The organism is Microvirga sp. Mcv34, assembly GCF_024519725.1.
GTDB lineage: Bacteria > Pseudomonadota > Alphaproteobacteria > Rhizobiales > Beijerinckiaceae > Microvirga.
In genome coordinates this window covers 1-20,684 of record NZ_JALJRK010000075.1, presented here as the reverse complement: position 1 = coordinate 20,684, position 20,684 = coordinate 1, and the positions used below count along the sequence as shown (strand labels likewise).

General features: G+C 64.5%; 18 protein-coding genes. 5 read left to right on the top strand and 13 right to left on the bottom strand.

Annotated elements, in window-relative coordinates; translation table 11 throughout:
• From OC446_RS24460 to OC446_RS24450, 3 genes are all read left to right on the top strand, one after another.
• On the top strand, positions 1 to 1,040 hold a 1,040-nt coding region (locus tag OC446_RS24460), incomplete at its 5' end, for a heavy metal translocating P-type ATPase (RefSeq protein WP_262031620.1).
• Between the two features lie 141 nt (positions 1,041 to 1,181).
• Positions 1,182 to 1,691: a hypothetical protein gene (locus tag OC446_RS24455; protein WP_262031619.1), complete on the top strand. Its 510-nt coding sequence runs from the start codon at positions 1,182 to 1,184 to the stop codon at positions 1,689 to 1,691.
• A 134-nt stretch (positions 1,692 to 1,825) separates the two neighbouring features.
• The gene (locus OC446_RS24450; RefSeq protein WP_262031618.1) at positions 1,826 to 2,071 is read left to right on the top strand and encodes a DUF2933 domain-containing protein; all 246 of its coding nucleotides are present in this window, start codon (positions 1,826 to 1,828) and stop codon (positions 2,069 to 2,071) included.
• A 457-nt stretch (positions 2,072 to 2,528) separates the two neighbouring features.
• Here OC446_RS24450 and cueR read toward each other — a convergent pair whose 3' ends face one another.
• Positions 2,529 to 2,984 carry a Cu(I)-responsive transcriptional regulator gene (gene cueR, locus OC446_RS24445; RefSeq protein WP_262031617.1) on the bottom strand — a complete coding sequence of 152 codons (456 nt, stop codon included), beginning with the start codon at positions 2,982 to 2,984 and terminating at the stop codon, positions 2,529 to 2,531.
• A 13-nt stretch (positions 2,985 to 2,997) separates the two neighbouring features.
• Positions 2,998 to 5,547, bottom strand: a complete 2,550-nt coding sequence (locus OC446_RS24440; protein WP_262031616.1) for a heavy metal translocating P-type ATPase — start codon at positions 5,545 to 5,547, stop codon at positions 2,998 to 3,000.
• A gap of 190 nt (positions 5,548 to 5,737) precedes the next feature.
• Between OC446_RS24440 and OC446_RS24435 the strand changes: the two genes are divergently transcribed.
• Positions 5,738 to 6,010, top strand: a complete 273-nt coding sequence (locus OC446_RS24435; protein ID WP_262031615.1) for a heavy-metal-associated domain-containing protein — start codon at positions 5,738 to 5,740, stop codon at positions 6,008 to 6,010.
• A gap of 159 nt (positions 6,011 to 6,169) precedes the next feature.
• Here the strand turns inward: OC446_RS24435 and OC446_RS24430 are convergent, their stop codons facing one another.
• Positions 6,170 to 7,477: a type II restriction endonuclease gene (locus OC446_RS24430; protein ID WP_262031614.1), complete on the bottom strand. Its 1,308-nt coding sequence runs from the start codon at positions 7,475 to 7,477 to the stop codon at positions 6,170 to 6,172.
• A 144-nt stretch (positions 7,478 to 7,621) separates the two neighbouring features.
• Between OC446_RS24430 and OC446_RS24425 the strand changes: the two genes are divergently transcribed.
• Entirely contained in the window at positions 7,622 to 7,849 is a 228-nt protein-coding gene (locus OC446_RS24425) for a hypothetical protein (RefSeq protein ID WP_262031613.1), read from the top strand.
• Positions 7,850 to 7,868: 19 nt separating this feature from the next.
• Here the strand turns inward: OC446_RS24425 and OC446_RS24420 are convergent, their stop codons facing one another.
• The 10 genes from OC446_RS24420 to istA form a co-directional block, all read right to left on the bottom strand.
• Positions 7,869 to 8,138, bottom strand: coding sequence for a hypothetical protein (locus OC446_RS24420; RefSeq protein WP_262031612.1), 270 nt, complete (start codon positions 8,136 to 8,138; stop codon positions 7,869 to 7,871).
• A 62-nt stretch (positions 8,139 to 8,200) separates the two neighbouring features.
• The gene (locus OC446_RS24415; RefSeq protein WP_262031611.1) at positions 8,201 to 8,653 is read right to left on the bottom strand and encodes a DUF305 domain-containing protein; all 453 of its coding nucleotides are present in this window, start codon (positions 8,651 to 8,653) and stop codon (positions 8,201 to 8,203) included.
• A 138-nt stretch (positions 8,654 to 8,791) separates the two neighbouring features.
• On the bottom strand, positions 8,792 to 9,334 hold the full coding sequence (locus OC446_RS24410; protein WP_262031610.1) for a DUF305 domain-containing protein: 543 nt from the start codon (positions 9,332 to 9,334) through the stop codon (positions 8,792 to 8,794).
• 162 nt (positions 9,335 to 9,496) lie between these two features.
• On the bottom strand, positions 9,497 to 10,972 hold the full coding sequence (locus OC446_RS24405; RefSeq protein ID WP_262031609.1) for a calcium-binding protein: 1,476 nt from the start codon (positions 10,970 to 10,972) through the stop codon (positions 9,497 to 9,499).
• A gap of 90 nt (positions 10,973 to 11,062) precedes the next feature.
• A complete protein-coding gene (locus tag OC446_RS24400) occupies positions 11,063 to 11,395 on the bottom strand; it encodes a four-helix bundle copper-binding protein (RefSeq protein ID WP_262031608.1) in 333 nt (110 codons plus the stop codon).
• A gap of 681 nt (positions 11,396 to 12,076) precedes the next feature.
• Complete coding sequence (locus OC446_RS24395) at positions 12,077 to 13,870, bottom strand: glycoside hydrolase family 15 protein (protein ID WP_262031607.1); 1,794 nt, start codon at positions 13,868 to 13,870, stop codon at positions 12,077 to 12,079.
• 15 nt (positions 13,871 to 13,885) lie between these two features.
• Complete coding sequence (locus tag OC446_RS24390) at positions 13,886 to 14,701, bottom strand: SDR family oxidoreductase (RefSeq protein ID WP_262031606.1); 816 nt, start codon at positions 14,699 to 14,701, stop codon at positions 13,886 to 13,888.
• Between the two features lie 10 nt (positions 14,702 to 14,711).
• Positions 14,712 to 17,369 carry an NAD-dependent epimerase/dehydratase family protein gene (locus OC446_RS24385; RefSeq protein WP_262031605.1) on the bottom strand — a complete coding sequence of 886 codons (2,658 nt, stop codon included), beginning with the start codon at positions 17,367 to 17,369 and terminating at the stop codon, positions 14,712 to 14,714.
• Between the two features lie 1,115 nt (positions 17,370 to 18,484).
• Positions 18,485 to 19,294: an IS21-like element helper ATPase IstB gene (gene istB / locus OC446_RS24380; RefSeq protein ID WP_262031604.1), complete on the bottom strand. Its 810-nt coding sequence runs from the start codon at positions 19,292 to 19,294 to the stop codon at positions 18,485 to 18,487.
• Positions 19,291 to 20,684 (bottom strand): IS21 family transposase (istA, locus tag OC446_RS24375; RefSeq protein ID WP_262031603.1); only part of this gene is annotated, 1,394 nt, incomplete at its 5' end. The genes istA and istB, both read right to left, overlap by 4 nt.

Genomic DNA, 20,684 nt, shown 5'->3' with positions numbered 1-20,684 from the left:
TGTCGATCATGGTCGGCGTCGGCCGCGGCGCCGGGGCCGGCGTGCTGATCAAGAATGCCGAGGCCCTCGAGCACATGGAAAAGGTCGACACGCTGGTGGTCGACAAGACGGGAACCCTGACCGAGGGCAGGCCCGCCGTGACGGCCATCGTCCCCGCTCAGGGCTTCACCGAGGCCGAGGTCCTGCGCCTGTCGGCCAGCGCCGAGCGGCCGAGCGAACACCCGCTCGCCCTGGCCATTGTCGAGGCGGCCGAGAAGCAGGGTATCGCAACGGCTCCGGTCACGGAGTTCGACTCGCCCACCGGCAAGGGTGCGCTGGGCACCGTGGAGGGCAAGCGCGTCGTGCTCGGCAGCGCCAAGTTCCTGGCGGAGCACGGCATTGACGTCAGCCCTCTCGCCGAGCAAGCGGACAGGCTGCGCGAGGACGGCGCGACGGCGATCTTCGCCGGCGTCGACGGGGAGGTGGCGGGTGCCATCGCCATCGCCGACCCGGTGAAGGCAACGACGCCTGAGGCGCTGGCCGGCCTAAAGGAGGAGGGTATCCGCGTCGTGATGCTGACGGGCGACAACTGGACGACCGCGAAGGCGGTCGCCAAGCGGCTCGGGATCGACGAGGTCGAGGCCGAGGTGCTGCCCGACCAGAAGAGCGCGGTGGTGGACAAATTCAAGCGCGCGGGGCGCGTGGTCGCCATGGCGGGCGATGGCGTGAATGACGCTCCGGCTCTGGCGGCGGCGGATGTCGGCATCGCCATGGGGACCGGCACCGATGTCGCCATGGAAAGCGCGGGCGTGACGCTGCTCAAGGGGGATCTGACCGGCATCGTGCGGGCACGTCGGCTGTCCCAGGCGACCATGCGCAACATCCGCCAGAACCTGTTCTTCGCCTTCATCTACAACGCCCTCGGGGTGCCGGTGGCGGCAGGCATGCTGTACCCGCTCTTCGGCATCCTGCTGTCGCCGATCATCGCGGCGGCGGCCATGGCACTGTCGTCAGTGAGCGTGATCGGCAACGCCATCCGCCTGCGGACGGTGCGGCTGTGACGGCCTGGCCGGACGGAGCCTATGGAGGAAGGTTCCGATAACCTCAACAAGTGGGAGGCGGGCGGCGCCCGCGTGGCGCTGAGTTGAAGAATGTGGTAGCTTTGCAGAGTGGGACACACGCCTTTCTGCGGAGGGCAGGCCGTGACACCCTCGATGCACCCGTCGGCACCGCACTCGTTGCCGATCTTCATTTCGTCGCCCGGTGGCACAGATTATCTCATGGTCGGGATGGGGATCTTCCTGGTCGCATTCGTGCTCGCGGTCGGTCTCCTCTACATGAGGCTGCACCACCTCCCCGATCACATTGCTCATAAGTCCCAGAAGATTCAGTATGAAATCGTGGCCGTACTGGGCTTGCTCGCCATGTTCACCCACATCCATGCCTTTTGGGTTGCAGGGCTGTTGCTGGCGCTGATCGACCTCCCGGACTTCGGCACCCCGTTAGGGCGCATTTCCGGTGCACTGGAGAAGTTGGCCGCCGATCGCCGCCGAAGGGCGGTCAGTGGCGTGGGAGGAGAGCGGCCGGAAGCGCCAGGGACGCTTTTCCTGCCTCGGTCTCCTGCCCCGCCAGGCCGTGACAGAGAGCGATTCACCGGCGCCTCCGAGGCGAGCAATCAGAGCCCGTTCGACGAGATGACGCAGCCGCGCTGAAAGGCGCTCGGCACGCCATCGCTGCGGCCGGGATGCCCCGGCACCCGTCAGCATGATCGATGTTTGAGCGAGATCAAGGCCGGTGGTCCGCAGAAGGTTCAGAGTTGCCCCTGTCCTGATCGGGAGGCCGAGCCATGAACACCCCCAACGCCATGCCGAACCGCTCGTTGCCACCGTCAAGGAACTGGCGGGCCACTTTGGTCGGCACACCCCTGGGCTGGGCTGTGACGCTGGTCCTGGCGGCCCTTGGCATCTACCTGTTCGCGACCCACACGGGCCACATTCTGGCCGCCCTGCCCTACCTGCTGCTGCTGGCCTGCCCACTGATGCACCTGTTCATGCATCGGGGCCACGGCCATCATCACGGCAAGCGCGAGTGACCGTCGCCAAGCCGGAGCGGCTGCGGCTGGCCGAGCTCACGTTGGGCGTAGGCGCGATCGTAATCGGGACTGGCCTTGGAGTGCTTGGCAGCGAATTTCTCTGGGGCATCGGCCTCCGCTCCTGTTGATTGGTATGGTGGTGCATGGCTGGGGAATGCTCGACAAGCACCGTCTAGAGCGGCAGGCTGGAGCACCTGACGTCTGGTGGGCGCCCGTCGCCAATTGGAGCTGTTGGGCCCTTCTCGGGGTGGCGGCGCTTGGGATTGCGGCAAGATCCACACGGTTGATCTGACGTGTGGCTCCTCATGAAGATAGTGCCTTCTTCCTATGTCCGTCCGAACCTGCCCTTAGTTCACTGTCCTTGCGCCCTGGCGATGAGCTTTTCGAGTTCGTCGCCTCGAGGAACATGGGGTGCAGCGAAAGCTGTAAGGAACGAATTCTCGCCCGCAGGGTCCCGTTAGAGAGCAGCTTCGCGCAGGCCGGCAGCTCGCTTCCTCTTGTCCTGCGGCGAAGCCGAGCTGATCTCGGGTCCGCCGAGGTCCTGCAGGATCGGGCATGCCGGGCGATCATCGCCGTGGCAGTGAGCGGAGAGGTGCTTGAGCGCCGCCACCATTCCCTGCATCTCTGCGATGCGGGTTTCCAGATCGGCGATGTGGGCGCCGGTGATCTGCTTGACCTCACGGCTCGGACGCTGCGCGTCACGCCAGAGCCCGAGCAGGCGGGTGATCTCCTCGACTGAGAAGCCGAGCGTTCGCGCCCGTTTGATGAAGCGTAGATCGTGGATATCACGCTCGTCGAAGTCCCGATAGCTGTTCTCACGTCGGGCTGCCTTAGCTAGCAGCCCGATGCTCTCGTAGTACCGGATCATCTTTGCCGAGACGCCGGAGGCTTTGGATGCTGCACCGATATTCATGGCGTTTTTCCTTTTATTCTGCAGGAGCCAGCTGGCGTGGCGTCGCCTGAGCGTCCGCCGCGCTCGCCGGGAACGGCGGTGCGAAGCCACGCAGGCGCAGCGCATTGGTGAGCACGCTGACGCTGGAGAAGGCCATCGCCAAGCCGGCGAAAATCGGCGACATGAGGATTCCGAAGACCGGATAAAGAGCTCCTGCCGCCACCGGAATCAGCACCACGTTGTAGCCAAAGGCCCAGAACAGGTTCTGCTGGATGTTGCGGATGGTTGCCGCACTGAGCGCGATGGCGTTGGGCACATTGCGCAAATCGCCCGACATGAGGACGACGTCGGCGCTCTCGATGGCAATGTCGGTGCCGGTGCCGATGGCGAGCCCCACATCGGCCTGTGCCAGCGCCGGGGCGTCGTTGATGCCGTCCCCAACAAAGGCGACCCGCACTGATGCGCCGGCTTGCAAGCGCTTGACCACATCAGCCTTGTCGGTGGGCAGGACCTCCGCGACGACTTCGTCGATGCCGAGCCGCTTGGCGATTGCGTCTGCAGTGCGACGGTTGTCGCCAGTGATCATCACCACCTTCAAACCTAGCCCATGCAGGGCATTAACCGCTGCGGGTGTGGTCTCCTTGATCGGGTCGGCGACCGCAATCACAGCGGCGAGGCGGCCGTCGACGGCGGCATAGAGCGGTGTTTTGCCTTCGTCCGCAAGGCGTGAGCTCGCATCGGAGAATGCGGAGACGTCGAGACCGAGCTGGCGCATCAAGCGGTCGGCCCCGACATCGACGCGACGTCCCTCGACCTCGGCCTTTACCCCGAAGCCGGGCTCGGCCTCGAACGAAGCGGGGGCCGGCAGCTCAAGCCCACGGCGCCGCGCCTCGGCAACGATAGCTTCCGCGACCGGGTGCTCAGAGCGTGTCTCCACAGCCGCCACCAAGCGCAGAACGTCGGGTTCGTCGAAGCCAGGCGCAGCCGTGATGTCAGTGAGCTCGGGGCGTCCCTTTGTCAGAGTCCCGGTCTTGTCGAGGGCGATGACGTTGGCGTCCCTGAGGGCCTGCAGTGCCTCCCCGCGACGGAACAAGACACCCATCTCTGCGGCCTTGCCGGTGCCGACCATAATGGAGGTGGGCGTGGCCAAACCCATGGCGCAGGGGCAGGCGATGATCAGCACGGCGACCGCATTGACCAGCGCGAAGGTGAGCGCCGGTTCCGGTCCGAAGACGAGCCAGACCAGGAAGGTGAGGGCGGCGGCAGCCATCACGGCCGGCACAAACCACGCCGTCACCCGGTCGACGAGAGCCTGAATAGGGAGCTTCGAGCCCTGCGCCTCCTCGACCGTGCGGACGATCTGGGCCAGCAGGGTATCGGCGCCGACCTTCGTAGCGCGGAAGCGGAACGCGCCAGTCTTGTTGATGGTGCCGCCGACCACGGAGGCGCCGACACCTTTCTGGGCCGGGACCGGCTCGCCAGTAATCATCGACTCGTCGACGTAGGACGCGCCCTCGACCACCTCGCCGTCCACCGGGACCTTGTCGCCCGGGCGCACCACGACGAAATCGCCCGGCCGCACGGCATCGATGCCGACTTCGACCTCCTGGCCCTCGCGTATGACCCGGGCGGTCTTGGCCTGCAGGGTCAAGAGACGCCGGATCGCCTCGCTGGTGCGTCCTTTAGCACGCGCCTCGAACCAGCGCCCGAGCAGGATCAGGGTGACGATCACGGCGCCGGCCTCGTAATAGGTGTAGTCGGTGCCCTCTGGTAGAAGACCGGGTGCGAACGTCGAAACGACCGAATAGCCGTAAGCGGCCGTCGTTCCGAGCATCACGAGCGAGTTCATGTCGGGCGCGCCCCGCAGGAGCGCCGGCCAGCCCTTGACGTAGAAGCGCAGTCCAGGGCCGAACTGCACGAAAGTCGCCAGGAGGAAGGACAGGATCCGGACCGTGCCGTCGCCGATGCTTCCGGCCAGGAAGTGGTGAACGTCTTCGAACAGATGCGCCCCCATCTCGAAGACCAGCAACGGCACAGTCGCGATGGCGGCTAGGATGACCGACCGGCGCAGCGAGGCCAACTCGGCCTCGCGAGCCGCGCGCTCCCGGTCGGTCTGCTCCGCACCGCTGCGGGCGGGCTCCGCCTCATAGCCGGTTCTCTCGATAGCGGCGATGAGCGTTCCAGTCATGCCGGAGCCCCCAAGCACGCGGACGGAAGCCCGCTCGGTCGCGAGGTTGACCGATGCGTCAAGCACACCGGGACTGGCCCTGAGCGCCTTTTCGACACGTCCGACGCACGAGGCGCAGGTCATGCCGGTAATCTTCAGGTCAACGGTCTCCTCAAGGGGTTCGTAGCCAACCCGGCGGATGGCCTCAGCCACCGGCATGAGGTTGGTGACCCCCGGCTTCAGAGAGACATGGGCCCGCTCGGTCGCCAAGTTGACGTTGGCGGCGTCGACGCCTTCGACGGCGCGGATCGCCTTCTCGACCCGCCCCACGCAGGAGGCGCAGGTCATCCCCTGGACAGGTATATCAATGGTCGCTGCTGGGAGCGATTGCTGTTGAGCTGATGTTTGATGAGCCACTTTCGTCTCCTCAGAGAACTGTCTGGCACCTGGTGTAGTCCTTCCCATTATGGCAAGGTCAAGCGCTTTTGTGAGGTCTCCCGTGCTGTTGGGTGGGTCGCGAGGCACCGATAAAAAAGGCTATTGACCTTACCACCGTGGGAAGCCTCACTCTCCTTTTATCGTCAACACTCGAAGGGAGCGAAAGATCATGTGCGGATGTGCAACCCATCAGTCCCAAGGCGCGGTCGTCGCCGCGAAGCAAAGTCCGGACACGCTGACTCTGCGGGTGGAGGACATGACTTGCGGCCACTGCGCTGGCACTATCACCAAAACCATTGAGACCGGACTCCCCGGAACTCAGGTGCACACGGACGTGGCGTCGAAACTTGTCTCGGTCCGGGGCGCCGCCGACTTGGCTGCGATCAAGGATCTCGTGACTGCGGCCGGCTACACCCCAAGCGAGGCGCTGGCTCACGTCTGATTTAAGGTAGCCCGCAGGAATCCCATGCGGGCTCCACTCTCCGGCGGTTTTCTTCACAGCGGAGCTGGAGGAGTTCCCTTCTGCTTGCTTGGCACACGCACTTACCGGCGCCGGTACCTCCCGCAGGCTACCATGCGCCCAACCCCAGAGCCGTGACGTTCAAATAGTTCCTGTCCGGACAGCCGCCGGAGCCGGCTGGACCGGACGCGCAATGGCCAGGACGCCCTTGAGGCCGGTGCCGAAGCGCGCGATGGCCTCGCGGTGAGCCCGAAGCTCGCTGTAGGGCAGGTAGCGAAGGTCGAGCTCACCGACCCTGGAAAAGGCCGGCCGGGCGAACTGCGCGCGCACGTCCGCCTCCCGGTCGTCCGGGGCGACCAGGAAGAAGTTGCGGGCCGCGGCGCCCTCGATGCCCAAGGCAAGGTCGAGCATGCGCACGATGCCGGAGTAGATGCTGGTCGTGTGCTCGACCTCGAAGGCCGCAACCACGGCGTCGGCAGGGTCCACCCAGAGCACGTCGATCAGCCGGATCGCGTCCGCCGAGGCACTTCGGCCAAGAGGATCAGGAAGCCGGTCCATGCAACCATCGGAGAGCCGGCCGACACCGAATGGGCGGCCGCCATCGTTCGCGGCAACCCAGACGCGGTAGCCGAGCGCCAATCCCAGGTCACGGATCCAGCCCTGGATCTCAGTGTGGGTGTGATCCGCTTCACGTGCCGCCTGCGCCGCCTTACTGGCTGCTGCCGACTCTGCCCGCACCTCGTCGAGGTCGCGACGCCAGCGCTCCAAGGAAGCGGTGCCGTCCCGTTCTAGAAGGGGATAGCGCCCGGAGCCGACGTCGAACAGGAAGGCCGCCGCGGCGCCGAGGTCGTTCGACAGCAGTGAGCGGTGAGCGGCATTGATTTCCAGGATGCCCCTCCGCATCGCAAGATACTGGTCCCAACGTCCAAGTTTCACGTTGGCCCCTGTAAGCGCGTTGTAGCCCTTTACGATGGCAGTGTTGAAGGGCGGCACCCAGGTCGGGTGCAGGAAGTACAGCAGATTGGCAGCCGCAGGACCGAGCCCCTTGATGGCTGCTTTGTCCAGCGCGTGGATAGCGCTGACGACTTGGCCTTCGCCGCTGCAACAGAGGCAGACGTCGAGAAAGCGACCGAAGGCAACTTGGTTATCGCGGTTTTCATAGATGTCTGGAATGCGAAGCTTCGGCTTCCACATGAAGGCGTGGTCAGCCCCCTTGAAGACTTGGCGCTGCTCCGCAATCGAGTCGAGCACGGTCTCTAGCGACGAGCCCCGATACGCGTTGCCGAAGCGGTCGGCGCGGATCTCGTCGATTACCGCCTGAATACCGCGGCGAATCGAGCGGAAGTTCTTAATTCGCTCCTCCCAGAGGAACCAGGTGCGGTAGGTTCCGCCCGGATCATCACGCCAGTGCCGAATGAGTTCGCCCGTCCAAGTCTGCCCCAGTTCCATTCCTTGTCCCTGTTTTTGTTCTCAGCCTAATGCTTCCCCGGCTGCACATAATCTGCAACCGTCAGACCTATGCGAGCCGCGCAGCGCTGCCATCCAGCCGACGTGAGGCATCCGGCTTCGTAGCCTAATAGGACACCGCGTCAAATGGTGCCGGCACAATCACAGGCTGCTTGTTCAGTGAGGGACGCTTTCGACCATGTTGCTGGTGCCCTGGATGGCGAAGCTCACGATCCGCGGATCCGTGGATTTAGTGACCCGGATCTCGCCCTTGGCGGGGTCCACCTCGATCGCGGTGTCGTCGCCGAGCTGGCGCTGATCGCTCGCGTGACCACCGCCGCGCAGCCGCCGCAGGTCATCCCTGTCACCTTGTAAGTCCTGAGGACAAACTCCTTCAGGCAGGAGGGATTGGATCCGCGCGTTTTCCTGACGGCGCTCCCGTCAGCGCCAGTCGGGCGAGCTCGGTCGCGGTCCTGCGAACCTCGTCCTCCACGTAGTCGCTGGCGTTGGCCTGCGCCAGCGAGACCGAGGGCTCCGACAGCCGGTCGCCATCGACCGAGAACGTGTAGGAACGCCCGTCTGGGGTGAACGTCAGCACGAGCTTGTTGCCGTCGCGTTCGATCCGGAAGTCGTCTGTCCTCGGGGCTGGATCTTGATCCTGCATCACGTTGCTCCCTGGTGAGTTGCCCAATACGGGCGCCCTCATGAGCTGCTGGCAGCCTGCTTCTACCCGGCGCCTTCCAACTCCTGAATGAGGGTTCTCATTTCGTCGATCTCCTTGCGCTGCGAACTGATGATCTGATCGGCGAGCGCCTTGACCCTTGGATCCGAGATGTTCGCCCGTTCGCTCGTCAGGATGGCAATGGAGTGATGCGGGATCATGGCCTTCATCCAGGCGACGTCCTCCACCGTGTCCTGGCTGCGGACCAGATAGAGGGCGCCCGAGAACACGACGACGCCGCCGATAAAGATGGCTAGGTTTGCCTTTGTGTTAGCGTACATGCCTAGCATGAAGGCCAACATGATGACAGCCATCGTAGCGCCCATCACCAGGGCCATGTAGGCCCTAGTCTCGCTGAAGTAGGCATGGCCGAAGCTATAGACGTTCAGGTACATTAAACCAAACATCACGATTGTGGACGTCGCGATCATCGCGCCGAAACGAACGTATTTGGGCATCTTCAAGTCCTCATTGAAAAGCTCAGCGCAATGCCTCAGTCGAGGAACCCATGATGGTTCCGACCAGACATGTTTGGAGTGCAAGCCGCTCCTCCCAAACATGAGGAGCGGCTTGCATTGCGGCTGGACTTGGCGTTGCTACTTGGTGGAACCGGTCGTCTCGTTTTTGTTCTCGCTCTGGGCATGCTTCTCGACCCAAGCGACCAGTTCCTTCATGCTCTTCTCGTTTTCCTTGATGTTCTTCTCCGCCAACTCCTTGGACTCAGCGTTGTCTGCACCCTTCAGGCCGGCTCGGGCCATGGCAATGGCGCCCTGGTGGTGGGGAATCATAGCGCAGACCCACGCCACATCAGGATCCTTCGCCATCATGCCGGTCATCATTGGACTGTTCATCTTCATCATTGCTTCATGCAGGCCCTTCTGGGTCTCGTTCATCTGGCCCATCATGCCCTGCATACCGCTTTGCATGCTCTGGGACATGCTGGCCTGCATGTCCTGCATCTTCTTCATCGTATCGCCCTGTGCGCTGGCCTGGGCGGCGGTGCGGCACGCTTCCGGAAGCTGAATTTCGGTTTGCTGCGACTGACCGGACGATGAGCTGCCCTGGTTCTGCTGAGCGATGGCACTTGAAGCAATGATGGAGGCAACGGTGCTCAGGATGAGTATGGTACGAGTCTTCATGACAGTTCTCCTTCAAGTTTCACTAGTAATTGGTCCGCCTGCTGCGGCGGCTCCTGGTGCAGCGGCAAAATCCGCGGGACTGCCAGTTTCATCTGGGCTGAACCAGTAAGATATGCCGAGGGGCGGCGCTCCTCCCCACGGCAGTTTTCGACTGACGAAGCTCTACAGCAGGTCGTAATCTGCCTGACCAACAGTAGCCACGGTCCCGCCCTGGAAGATCAGCAAGGATCCCTCACGAGTGATGGCAGTGTCGTTTATGAACCCGCCTTCGCGGGCATCGTCCGCATTGAACATAAAGTCGTCTTGAGCCATTTGGTTCTTCGACAGGCCCAAGAGGAAGATCGAACCTTCCGCCGCAGCATCCTCGTCGGTGTTCCAACTGACGAGCACACCCTGCTCGCCATCCTGCGCGGTGTCCGCTACGGTGACTTGATCAGGTGTGATGTCGCGCAATGCGAGGTGATCGAATGCGCCCGGACCAGCATCGAAACCGCCAACGACAACATCGTTGCCGCTATCAGGCGAGACGATGAAGGCATCGGCGCCATCACCTCCATCGAGGGTGTCGTCGCCCATGCCTCCTTCCAGCATGTCATGGCCAGCGCCCGCAGCCACGACATCATTGCCCATCTCGCCCATGACATTGTCAGCCATGTCGCCACCGAAGAGTTCGTCGTCGCCGTCCTCACCCTTCAGGTGATCCATGCCATCGCCACCAACGGCCGTGTCATCGCCTCCGCCCCCGACCAGGTCGTCGTCACCGGCTTCGCCGGAAAGCTGGTCGCTGCCCTCGAGACCAAAGAAAAAATCTCGCTGATCCGTGCCCAGGAAAGTATCGTCACCACTGCCGCCGAACTTGATGTTGAAGTCGTCAAAGCGGAACCAGGCAGCCGCCCGTTCGTCAGCACCGAGAGCCGGAGGGATGAGCGCCTCGCCCTCATCCCTGGCGAATTCCACTGCCGTGACATGGTCCGCATCCGCGCTCGTCGGCTGAATGACTTTGCGATCCTCCGCGAACATGAAGTCGTCTTGAGCCAGCTCCGTTTTTTCAACACCTTCGAGGAGAACCGAGCCCTCGCCATTGTTCCAGCTGATCAGAACTCCACGATCGGTGTCCTCGAAGTGAAGATCCTCGGGTTCTATGTCGCGGATAGCGAGGTGGTCGAGCATCCCGGGACCCGCATCAAAGTCCTCGATGACATCATGACCGCTGTCCGGGGAGATCACGAAGGCGTCGCCGCCGGGACCACCAACTAGGGTGTCGTCACCACGTCCGCCTTCGAGGTCGCCGTGGCCGACGCCTTCGTCGAGGTAGTCGTTGCCACGGTCTCCCCGCAGACCATCGGCTTCAGAGCCACTGATGAGGATGTCGTGCCCATCACCTCCATCGAGGTGATCCATGCCGGCATCGTCCCACAGGAAATCGCTGCCCTTGCCTCCCAAGAGGTCATCATCCATGCCTCGACCTCGCAGGAAGTCGCTTCCGCTTCGGCCGAAGGCGAAATCCTTTAGGCTTGTGCCAAGGTACAGATCGAGATGCTTCCGGCCGATGAAGAGGTTCACGTCGCCGAACGTTTCATTCGTGGCTCCACCGAAGGGTGAGCTTTCCAAGTAATGATCATCGCGCTTGTGTGTCATAGGATTTCGTCCTTTGTTGCTGGGGCAAGTGACGACCCAAGTTGAAGGGGGTACATCAGGCAAATCGGGCTGAGATCAGTCCAAGAGACGTCAGGCCGCCATTTTCCGGCAGCTCTCGGCGCAACGGCGGCAGGCTTCAACACAATCCTGCATGTCGCCGACCTGCTCGCATGATCGGGCGCACTCCTCGCAGATCTCAGCACATTCCCGACAGGTGTGCTTGTGGTGGGGCGAGTTCATCAGCATGAAGTTAGCTGAGGTCTTGCAGATCTCGGCGCAGGCCATCATGAGGCGGAAATGGCTCGGCTCCACATGCTTGCCACCCTGCTCCAGGCAGTGGGTCATTGCCATCCCGAAACAGGATTGGTAACAGCGCAGGCATTCGTCGATACAAGATTGCATCTCAGGGGAGATCTGGTGCATGTCCATCTCCAAGGTTAGAACAGGCGTCCGCGTGACTTGCGGCATGGCTGGGGACGCGGAATTGTGCCTAGCCGCTCGCTAAGAAATGTCCTGCCGGCAGGCCTCTATGATAGAATGGCCGGTTGGACGCAGGCGCGCCGTCACACCGCGAATGCAGTGTTGATGCGCGGGAAATTACGCGAGCTTGGGGGGGCGGTCGGGGCCAGACGAAGCTTCAGGTAGGGGGATGCGGTCACCCACAACCAGAAGCGGAGCAGAGATGGACAGAGCCTGCACCGGAATAGCCGGCATAGGGACGACAGCCATTGTACAGGCGGGATGGCAACAAATCAGTCCTGCCCCATGCGCTTTGCCTGGAGCGGAATGCTTGTGGTCCGCTCGGCTATGCATCGCATGCTCGTGCCTATCCTGCACAGCTTGAGCATGCATTGCGGGACCTCGGATAGCGGCTTGGGCGGTCCCGTGCCATGACGCGCTCACGGGCGCGATGGCGATCATCGCGATCAGGAAGCGGGTCAGCACAAGGCGAAGCAGGTTGGCCACGGCACCGTCCGTTGCAGGGGTTGTGGCGCCAACGACAGCCGCTTTGATTTGTTCCCCTGCCACGCTTGAACGTGCCACGTACGTCCGGCTCAAATTTCGTGCAGCGGCCGCACAGCGTTCCTCCCACCTTTTCAGGTTTCAGGTCCGGTGAGCAGCATGCTTGTCGCCCAATGCGAGATTGCGGGCGCTGTTGGCGAGGGCGAGATGGCTGAACGCCTGCGGAAAGTTCCCGACCTGACGACGTGCAACAGGATCGTACTCCTCAGCCAGCAGTCCGACGTCGTTGCGCAAGGCCAGCAGACGTTCGAACATCCCCCGAGCCTCCTCGCGACGGCCCTGCAGGACGAGATTGTCAACCAGCCAGAAGCTGCAGGCCAGAAATGCTCCCTCGCCCGGCGGCAGGCCGTCAGCCGCCTCTGCCGTGTCGTAGCGAAGGACGAACGTGCCATCGACAAGCAGGCGCTGCTCGATGGTCCTGACGGTTCCCTGGACCCTCGGATCGCCTGGCGGCAGGAATCCGACCAATGGAAGCAAAAGCAGACTCGCGTCGAGGTGCTTGGACCCGTACGACTGAACGAAACTACCCAGCTCAGGATCGAAGCCTGTGCCGCACACGTCATCATGGATCCGCTGCCGGAGCTGACGCCACCGGTCGAGGGGGCCTTCCAACCCAAACTCCTCGGCACTGCGGATCATGCGGTCGAATGCAACCCAGGCCATGACCTTGGAGTGCGTGAAGTGCCGCTGTCCACCTCGAACCTCCCAGATCCCTTCGTCGGGCTGGTCCCAAATGCTCTCCAGGTGGCCAGCCAGGTCTCTTTGCAGCGCCCAGCCGGCCTCCAGTGTGGGGAGCCCACCACGTCGGCCCTGGTACAGGGCGTCCATCACTTCGCCGAACACATCGATCTGGCGCTGGCTGTAAGCGGCGTTGCCGATGCGGACCGGTTCGGAGGCCTCGTAGCCTGGGAGCCAGAAGGGTTCCCACTCGCTGAGGCGCCGCTCGCCCGCGATGCCGTACATGATCTGCATCTGCTGCGGACTGCCCGCGACAGCCCGCAGCAGCCAAGCCCTCCAGGCCTCGGCCTCGTCCCTGTACCCGGCATCCATCAGGGACAGGAGGGTCAGGGTGGCGTCGCGCAACCAGCAGAAACGGTAATCCCAGTTGCGGGCACCACCGAGCTGCTCCGGCAGCGAGGTTGTGGGCGCCGCCACAATCCCGCCGGTGGGCCGATAAGTCAGGGCTTTGAGGGTGATATGCGAGCGCACCACGGCGTCCCGCCAAGGACCCGTGTGCTGGCAACGGCTTGACCACTCCTGCCAGAACGCCTCGGTGTCACGCAGGGCAGCCAGGGGGTCTATCGCCTCGGGAGGCGGGAGATGGGACGGGCCATAGGAGAGGACGAAGGGGACCACCTCGCCCTGAGACACGGTGAACTCGCCAACAGTCCGAAAACCCTTGCCGTGCACCGGAACCGGCGTGCGCAAGATGACCAGGTCAGGCCCGGCGATGGCCTGGAGCGCTGCTCCATCCTCTGTCCGGCTGACCCAGGGGACGGCGGAGCCGTAGTCGAACCGAAGCACCAGCTCCGTGTGCATGGCAACCTGCCCCCGGCGCCCGAGGACGATCCGCACCAGGTCGGAGGCGGTGCCGCGGGGCGGCATGAAGTCCATGATCGTGGCGGCACCGTCGGCGGTCTCGTAGTTGGTTTCCAGGACCAGTGTCCCGTCCCAGTAGCGCCGGCGCACGCGTGGCGCCGGATCAGACGGGGCGAGAAGCCAGCGTCCGTGCTCGGGGGTCCCGAGCAGGGCCGCGAAGCAGGCGCTCGAATCGAAACGGGGCCAGCACAGCCAGTCAATGGAGCCGTCGCGCGCGACCAGCGCCGCCGTCTCGCAGTCGCCGATTAGGGCGTAATCCTCGATGCGGGATGGCATCAACTCTCCTCCTGCCTAACCGTTCTCCCGGAAACCCGGATAGAGCGTCATCCCGCCATCGACGAAGAGGGTGGTGCCGACGACGTAATCGGAGGCGTCGGAGGCCAGCCACACGGCCGCCCTGGCGACGTCCTCCGGCTCCCCGACCCGTGCATAGGGGATCAGTTCGAGCAGCTTGCGTTCCGCCTCGGGCGTTTCCCAGGCTTCCCGGTTGATCGGGGTCCTGATGGCGCCCGGCGCAATGCCGTTCACCCGGATGCCGGCCTGCGCCACCTCCTGCGCGAGGCTTTTCATCATCAGCATCACCCCGCCCTTCGAGGCTGCGTAATTGACATGCCCCGCCCATGGGATGACCTCGTGCACCGACGACATGCAGATGATCTTGCCCGTCGCCCGCGAGACCGACGGGTCCGGAGCTTGGGCCAGGAACCGGCGCACCGCCTCGCGGGCGCACAGGAACTGGCCGGTGAGGTTGACGTCGATGACCCGGCGCCACTGGTCCAGCGTCATCTCGGCAAAGGCGGCATCCCGCTGGATGCCGGAGTTCGCGACCAGGACGTCGAGGCGGCCGAACGCGTCGCCGAAGGCGTCGAACATCGTGCGCACCTCGTCCTCGCGTGATACGTCGGCCTTGAGCGCCATGGCCTCGCCGCCGGCGCCGCGGATCGCCTCGACGATCCGCTCGGCCTCCTCGGGATGCGAACGATAGTTGACGCCGACGGCGGCTCCGGCGGCACCGAACGCACTGGCGATAGCGGCGCCGATACCGGAGCTGGCACCGCTGACGAGGGCCTTTTGGCCACGAAGCGGAAGGCGAGGATCAAAGGTCATGGGGCACTCCTCAGATGATGTAGCGGTCCCAGCTGGCGTAGTGCTCGGCTGTCCGGCGTCCGCGTGGCAGGCTGAGCCCGATCAGCGCGAGCCCCAGGATCACGCCAACGACAGCGGCAATCCCGGATCCTCCGTCGAGAAGCCAAGGCGCGATCACCAGCCAAGCGCCGAGCGGCACGTTGATGAAACGAAGCACCCGGGCGACCTCTGCCGTCGCGATGATCGCGACCGTAATGGCTAAGGCCCCAATGACGTGGTCGCTGTTGGCCATCGCTCCCGTCGTGCCGAGGAACACCCGCGTCAGCATCAGAAAGGCTCCGATCAGGATGGTGAACCCGAGCGTCCATGGCAGGGTGATGCCACGCGAGGTGTCCGCCCAGAACTTGGCCGGGCTGGCCAAGTTGTCGGACTGGTCCTCCCGGCCTCCGTCCACGGCATCGCCTCGGAAGAAGGTGCGCAGCAGCGGCTTGTCCTGCCGGTGGGCCCAGTACAGGAACTGCCCCATCGCGATCACCTCGTCGAGGGCGAACGGGATCATGACCAGCATCGCCAACGCGGCAACGAGCGCCGGCGTGCTCCAGGTGCCGATCATGATGGGCTGGATGATGATGAAGTAGACGCTCACCACCCCGAGCGGGATGACGAGGATGCCGAAGAAGGTCACCATCCAGGGCATGGTGCGCCAGCGGTCGCGGGTGCCCATGACCGCCATCAGGATCTCAAGCATGTAGCTCACTGCACCGAGGCCGGCATCTGGGATCGGCCAGGCTCGTGAGACGTCGGACGTGATGATCTCCTCGGTGCCGTTGCGGGGATCGGCCGGGTTGCCCAGGAAGAACGGCTCCCAGGCATAGTCGACATGGCCGAGCTGGTAGGCGGTGAGCATGCGCGAGATCAGAAGCCCAATGAGCCCCATCGCGGCGATGGGAAGCCGCTGCGCGCCGGTTGAAGGACAATAGGTCCACCCCGGCGGGACGACCTTCGGGTCCATCATGCCCGCCATGCTCATGCCGGGCATCATCGGCACGAGCACCGCGAAGGCGATCACCAGGGAGCCCACGAGAAGGTCGTTCTGGTATTGGGCGGCGCTCGGGCTCCAGAACAGCAGCGGCGCGAACAGAAGCCAGATGCCAATGAACGCGTTCGCCCACTGCGCGAACCACGCCGTGCGCCTGGACAGCGAAAGGGTGCCGAACAGGGTGATCAATAGGCCGCTGACGACATCGCTCGCCATCAGAGCGCCCGCCCGCCATTCGACCGACGGCAGCCCGCGCTCGGCCGTGATCGCCCGGACAGCGGCGCTCACCGTCTCGCTCGTCACCGAATCGTACACGAGGGGACTGGCCGCGAGCCACAAGCCCAGCCCGATGTTGGCGAAGTGCGCCCAGCGGGTGCGGCGGGCGTCCACCTCCATCATCGCCATGTGGTCATGGCCGCCCGGAGCCGTCATCCCACCATGGCCGGTATGATCCGCATGGTCGCCCTTGCCCGCCGGCGGGTGCTCCATCGCGGCGTGATCATGCGTGGCATGAGCCTTCTGCGCGGCACGCGCTCCCTCGCCCATGCCGCCGTCCGCCGCCACGGCGTGTGACGGCCGTTGCCCGTACCAGGCGACGAGCGCCGGATTAAGCTTGTTCGCCTTGTACCAGCCTGTGGGATCACGTTTGAGGGCCGCCACCATCTTCGGCAGCGTCTCCCGCAGCGAATGCTTCGGCTCCCAGCCGAGAAGCCGGCGCGCTAGGGTGATGTCGAGCACGTAATGGTCGCTCGATTGCTCGACCATCCAGGGCTTGATGAACTCGTCGCTGCCCAGCACCTCGTTCTGGACCCATGTGCCCGCCATGGCGAGAGGTTTCGGGATCCGAACCGTCGTCCAGTCCTCGCCGTGCATCGCCTCGCCGATGATGTTCTGCACCTCGGCGTATCCGAGCGCCTCGGGCTCGCCGACGAGAAGCGGCAGCTCCGGCGGGAGCTCCCGCCGGCGGTCGATGACCCGGGCGAAGGCGTCGGCGAGGTCGTCGATGTGCACGAACGACTGCCCCGCGCAGAGCATGCCAGGGTAGAAATGGGCGATGAGCCGGTGCTCGTAGATGCGCGCCACCTGCTCGGCGACGAACGGCGAGTGGCCGAGGTCATCGTAGACGCCGGCGATGCGGAGCATGACCACCGGAATGCGGCCGTGCCGCTCGCGCAGCAGGGCTTCCGTGCGCACCTTCGACTCCGGATAGGCCCAGGAAGGGTCGACAGGCGAGTCCTCGTTGATGGTTTCGTCCGGCCGGTCGGTGGGCCTGTGGACCAGCATCGTGCTGGCGAACACGAACTGCTCCACCTCGAATGCCTGGAACCCATCGATGAGCCGACGGGTGCCCTGAACCGTGACCTTGTCGTAGAGCGGGTTCGGCTCGCCCGAGACGTCATAGTAGGCGGCCAAGTGGATGACGGAGGCAATCCGATTGCCAAAGCGCCGACGGATCTCGTCCAGCGCCGCCGCGATCCTCTCGTCGGAGCCCAGGTCGAAATCGACGGCGTGCGCCGGCGCGGGCGGATCCGGGGGGCCGGCCCGGTCGAGGGCGACCAGCGTGTAGCGGTCGGCGAGCCGCTTGATGAGGGCACGGCCAATGAAGCCGCTCGCACCCGTCAGAACGACGACACCTTCATGGTCTGGCATGTTTAACTCTCCCGTTGTCTCGCATCGGTGCTGGGCAGGCGTCCGATTCACGACGGCATGGCTGCAGGGTTGCCAATTCGTTCACCGAGCCGCTCGCGCTGAAACGGTCTGGGCCTCGTGGCCCGCCTGAGGGGCGGCCACCCGCGCCTGGCCGAGCGGACCTGCCGCTCAGACCCAGGGACAGGCACAAAATGTCAGGCGAGTTTCGGGGGGCGGTCGAGGCCCGATGGCACATTCGGCGCCGGCATCAGGTCAGGGGCGCCGTGAACGGAAGCTGAGACAAGGCAGGCCTGGATAGGGCCAGGGGAACATGGAACGACCGCCATGGTGCACGCGGGATGGCAGCAGCCCTGGCCCGCCGCATGGGCCTTCGCCGGGGTGGCATGGTTGTGGTCGCCTTGATGGAGGACCCGAGCATGGGGAAATTCCACCGCAGATGCCTGACCGGCTGCCAGGGCCACGCCATGCCAAGGCATAGCCACGAGGCCGAAGGCGACCAGTGCGACCAAAAGGCGTCTGAACATGAAGCGGTGCAGGTAAGCCAACGCGTCACCTGTTCTGTGGTCAAGGTCCCAACGGCAGCACCTCGATCTTGTTCCCGCGGGCCTTGCCTCGGCCTGTCTGGAAAGTGGCCAAAATCTGCTCCCCAACCCTGGTCCTGTGAGAAGGATCGCGCTTGCACGATCCCGTGCGAACTGGAACGTTTGGGATGGTGTATCAGGACGTCCGCATCCGTGGACGCATGCGCGCTCCACCGCCCGGCTCCGCGGATTCGCTTCGCCACGCTTGCATTCGGTCGGGGACACCATAGATCGATCCTGGAGATCCATCCTGGTCGAGGCTCAACGCAGCGTCCGGAAGCTGCCTATGGTGCACCTCAAACAAGGCAGGCTGCCGGTTTGATCCAGCGCAATGCAGGCGGTGGGGTAGCAAGTAGATTGTCAGGGGTAGGAGCAATTCATTGAACTCTGTGTGGACCCACGTACGACTATAGCGCGACGATCTGGATGGAGAGCGCGGCGATCAGGGTAGTGATTTGCTGTCGCGGCAGGACGATGATTGTCGCGCCGCGACACAGATGCAAGCGCTTTCTTGATTGTCGCTGCGGGCGTCAATCAGGATGAGGTTCTGATTGTCGCGCGCGTCGGCGGACGGCCTGGACCGCGTTTACGCTCAAGGGCGGCTCTGCGGCGGTAGCTCTCGACATTCATCTCGAAGATGGTGGCGTGATGCACCAAACGATCGACCGCGGCCAGCGTCATCGCTTGATCCGGAAAGACCGAATTCCAGGCTCCAAAGGGCTGATTGGCCGTTATCAGGAGCGAGCGACGCTCGTACCGGGCACCGATGAGTTCAAAGATCACGCTGGTTTCTGCCTGATCCTTGCTGACGTAGGCGAGGTCATCGAGGATCAGCAGATGGTACTTGTCGAGTTTGGCAATCGCCGCCTCGAGCTGCAGGTCCCGCCGCGCGCCCTGCAGCTTCTGCACCAGATCGGTCGTGCGGGTGAACAGCACCCGCCAGCCGTTCTCCACCAGGGCCAGGCCCAGCGCCGCCGCCAGGTGCGATTTGCCGCCCCCGGGCGGGCCGAACATCAGCAGATTGGCCCCCTTCTCGAGCCAGCTGTCCCCGGCCGCCAGCGCCATCACCTGGGCCTTGCTGATCATCGGCACCGCCTCGAAGTCGAAGCTGTCGAGGGTCTTGCCGGGCGGCAGCCGGGCCTCGTCGAGATGGCGCTGGATGCGCCGGCTGGCCCGCTCGGCCATCTCGTGTTCGGCCAGGGCCGCCAGGAAGCGGGCCGCCGGCCAGCCCTCCTTGTCGGCGCGGGCGGCGAAGTCCGGCCAGATCGTCTTGATCGCCGGCAGCCGCAGGTCGTTGAGCGCCAGGGTCAGGCGACCGGCATCGATGGCATCGCGGCTCGTCATGCGACCTCTCCCTGATGCACGCGGGCGAGTTCCTCGTAGGCACTGAGCGGCACATGAGAGACCACAATGTCGGGCACGGCACCGGCATCCGGACGGAACAGCGCGCGCAAGCTCTTGAGATCCGGCAGCCGACCAGCCTCAAGGTCAGCAGCGAGGTGGGCGGCGAGTTCGGCCTCGCAGGCGCGCTCGTGCGCCAAGGCCAGCAAGTCGACCATGGTGCGGCAGGCAACCCGGGCCGGCAGTTTGGCACACATCGCCTCGAAGGCACGGGCGTAAGCTGGCCGGGGAAAGAGCTGATCGCGGTAGACCAGCCCCATCAGGGCCATGGGCTTGCGTCTGAGCGAGTGGATCACATGCCGGTAATCGACCACATGCCCGTGCCGGCCGTTGGGATGAGCCCGCCCGCGCGGCAGCGTCATCTGGTGCGTGCCGCCGAGATAGACCTCGAGGCGATCGTCATACAGGCGCACCCGGAGCCGATGCCCGATCAGGCGCGAGGGCACGCTGTAGAACACCTTGCGCAGGACGAAGCCACTGGTCGAGGTCACGGTGACGATGGCGTCCTCGTAATCGGCGGTGCGCCGGTCCGGCAGCTCCTGAAGGGCCGCGCGCTCGACCTCGATGCGCGCGGTATTGCGGGCATTGCGGCGTCCGATGATCTCGTCGACGAAGCGGCGGTAGGCACAAAGATCGGCGAAGTCGCGTGCGCCACGCAGCAGCAGGGCATCCTCGATCCCCTTCTTGAGATGGCCGTGCACGCTCTCGATCGAGCCGTTCTCGTGAGCGATGCCGGTGTTGTTGCGGCTCGGCTCCATACCGTAATGGGTGCACAGGGCATCGTAGCGCCGGGTCAGGTCCTCGCGGGCATCGCGATCGAGATTGCGGAAGGCGGCCGAGAGGCTGTCGCTGCGATGCTCGCGAGGGGCGCCTCCCAAGGCCCAGAGGGCGTTCTGCAGCCCCTCGGCCAGGGCGACATAGCTCTCGCCGCCGAGCACCACATGGGCATGCTCGAAGCCGGAATAGGCGAGCCGGAAGTGATAGAGCCGGTGCTCGAGCGGCTGGCCGGCCACCGTGATGGCCAGATCGGCCATGTCGGTGAAGTCGGACAGGCCCATGCGCCCAGGCTCGTGCACCTGGCGGAAGATGACCTCCTGCTCGGGACCATGCAGGGCACGCCAGGCGCGGACGCGGCGCTCCAGCGTGCGGCGGATGCCGGAGCCGAGCTCGGGATGGCGGCGGACGATCTCCTCGAAGAGAGCCACGGGCCGCAGGCTCGGGGCGGCCTGGAGCAGCGGCACGATCTCGCTGTCCCAGACACCCGCGAGCGGATCGGGGCGCCGGCGCCCGCGCGGAACCTTCTTCTGGGAGGGCAGCCGCGGGTCCTTGTCGA

What these genes read in the sequence shown, in the direction of transcription:
- cueR (WP_262031617.1), bottom strand. Translation starts at nt 2,984, where the DNA reads ATGAATATCGGTGCAGCATCCAAAGCCTCCGGCGTCTCGGCAAAGATG.
- OC446_RS24435 (WP_262031615.1), top strand. Translation starts at nt 5,738, where the DNA reads ATGTGCGGATGTGCAACCCATCAGTCCCAAGGCGCGGTCGTCGCCGCG.
- OC446_RS24405 (WP_262031609.1), bottom strand. Translation starts at nt 10,972, where the DNA reads ATGACACACAAGCGCGATGATCATTACTTGGAAAGCTCACCCTTCGGT.
- OC446_RS24415 (WP_262031611.1), bottom strand. Translation starts at nt 8,653, where the DNA reads ATGCCCAAATACGTTCGTTTCGGCGCGATGATCGCGACGTCCACAATC.
- OC446_RS24395 (WP_262031607.1), bottom strand. Translation starts at nt 13,870, where the DNA reads ATGCCATCCCGCATCGAGGATTACGCCCTAATCGGCGACTGCGAGACG.
- OC446_RS24450 (WP_262031618.1), top strand. Translation starts at nt 1,826, where the DNA reads ATGAACACCCCCAACGCCATGCCGAACCGCTCGTTGCCACCGTCAAGG.
- OC446_RS24385 (WP_262031605.1), bottom strand. Translation starts at nt 17,369, where the DNA reads ATGCCAGACCATGAAGGTGTCGTCGTTCTGACGGGTGCGAGCGGCTTC.
- OC446_RS24390 (WP_262031606.1), bottom strand. Translation starts at nt 14,701, where the DNA reads ATGACCTTTGATCCTCGCCTTCCGCTTCGTGGCCAAAAGGCCCTCGTC.
- OC446_RS24410 (WP_262031610.1), bottom strand. Translation starts at nt 9,334, where the DNA reads ATGAAGACTCGTACCATACTCATCCTGAGCACCGTTGCCTCCATCATT.
- OC446_RS24420 (WP_262031612.1), bottom strand. Translation starts at nt 8,138, where the DNA reads ATGCAGGATCAAGATCCAGCCCCGAGGACAGACGACTTCCGGATCGAA.
- OC446_RS24400 (WP_262031608.1), bottom strand. Translation starts at nt 11,395, where the DNA reads ATGCACCAGATCTCCCCTGAGATGCAATCTTGTATCGACGAATGCCTG.
- OC446_RS24425 (WP_262031613.1), top strand. Translation starts at nt 7,622, where the DNA reads ATGGTGCCGGCACAATCACAGGCTGCTTGTTCAGTGAGGGACGCTTTC.
- OC446_RS24430 (WP_262031614.1), bottom strand. Translation starts at nt 7,477, where the DNA reads ATGGAACTGGGGCAGACTTGGACGGGCGAACTCATTCGGCACTGGCGT.
- istB (WP_262031604.1), bottom strand. Translation starts at nt 19,294, where the DNA reads ATGACGAGCCGCGATGCCATCGATGCCGGTCGCCTGACCCTGGCGCTC.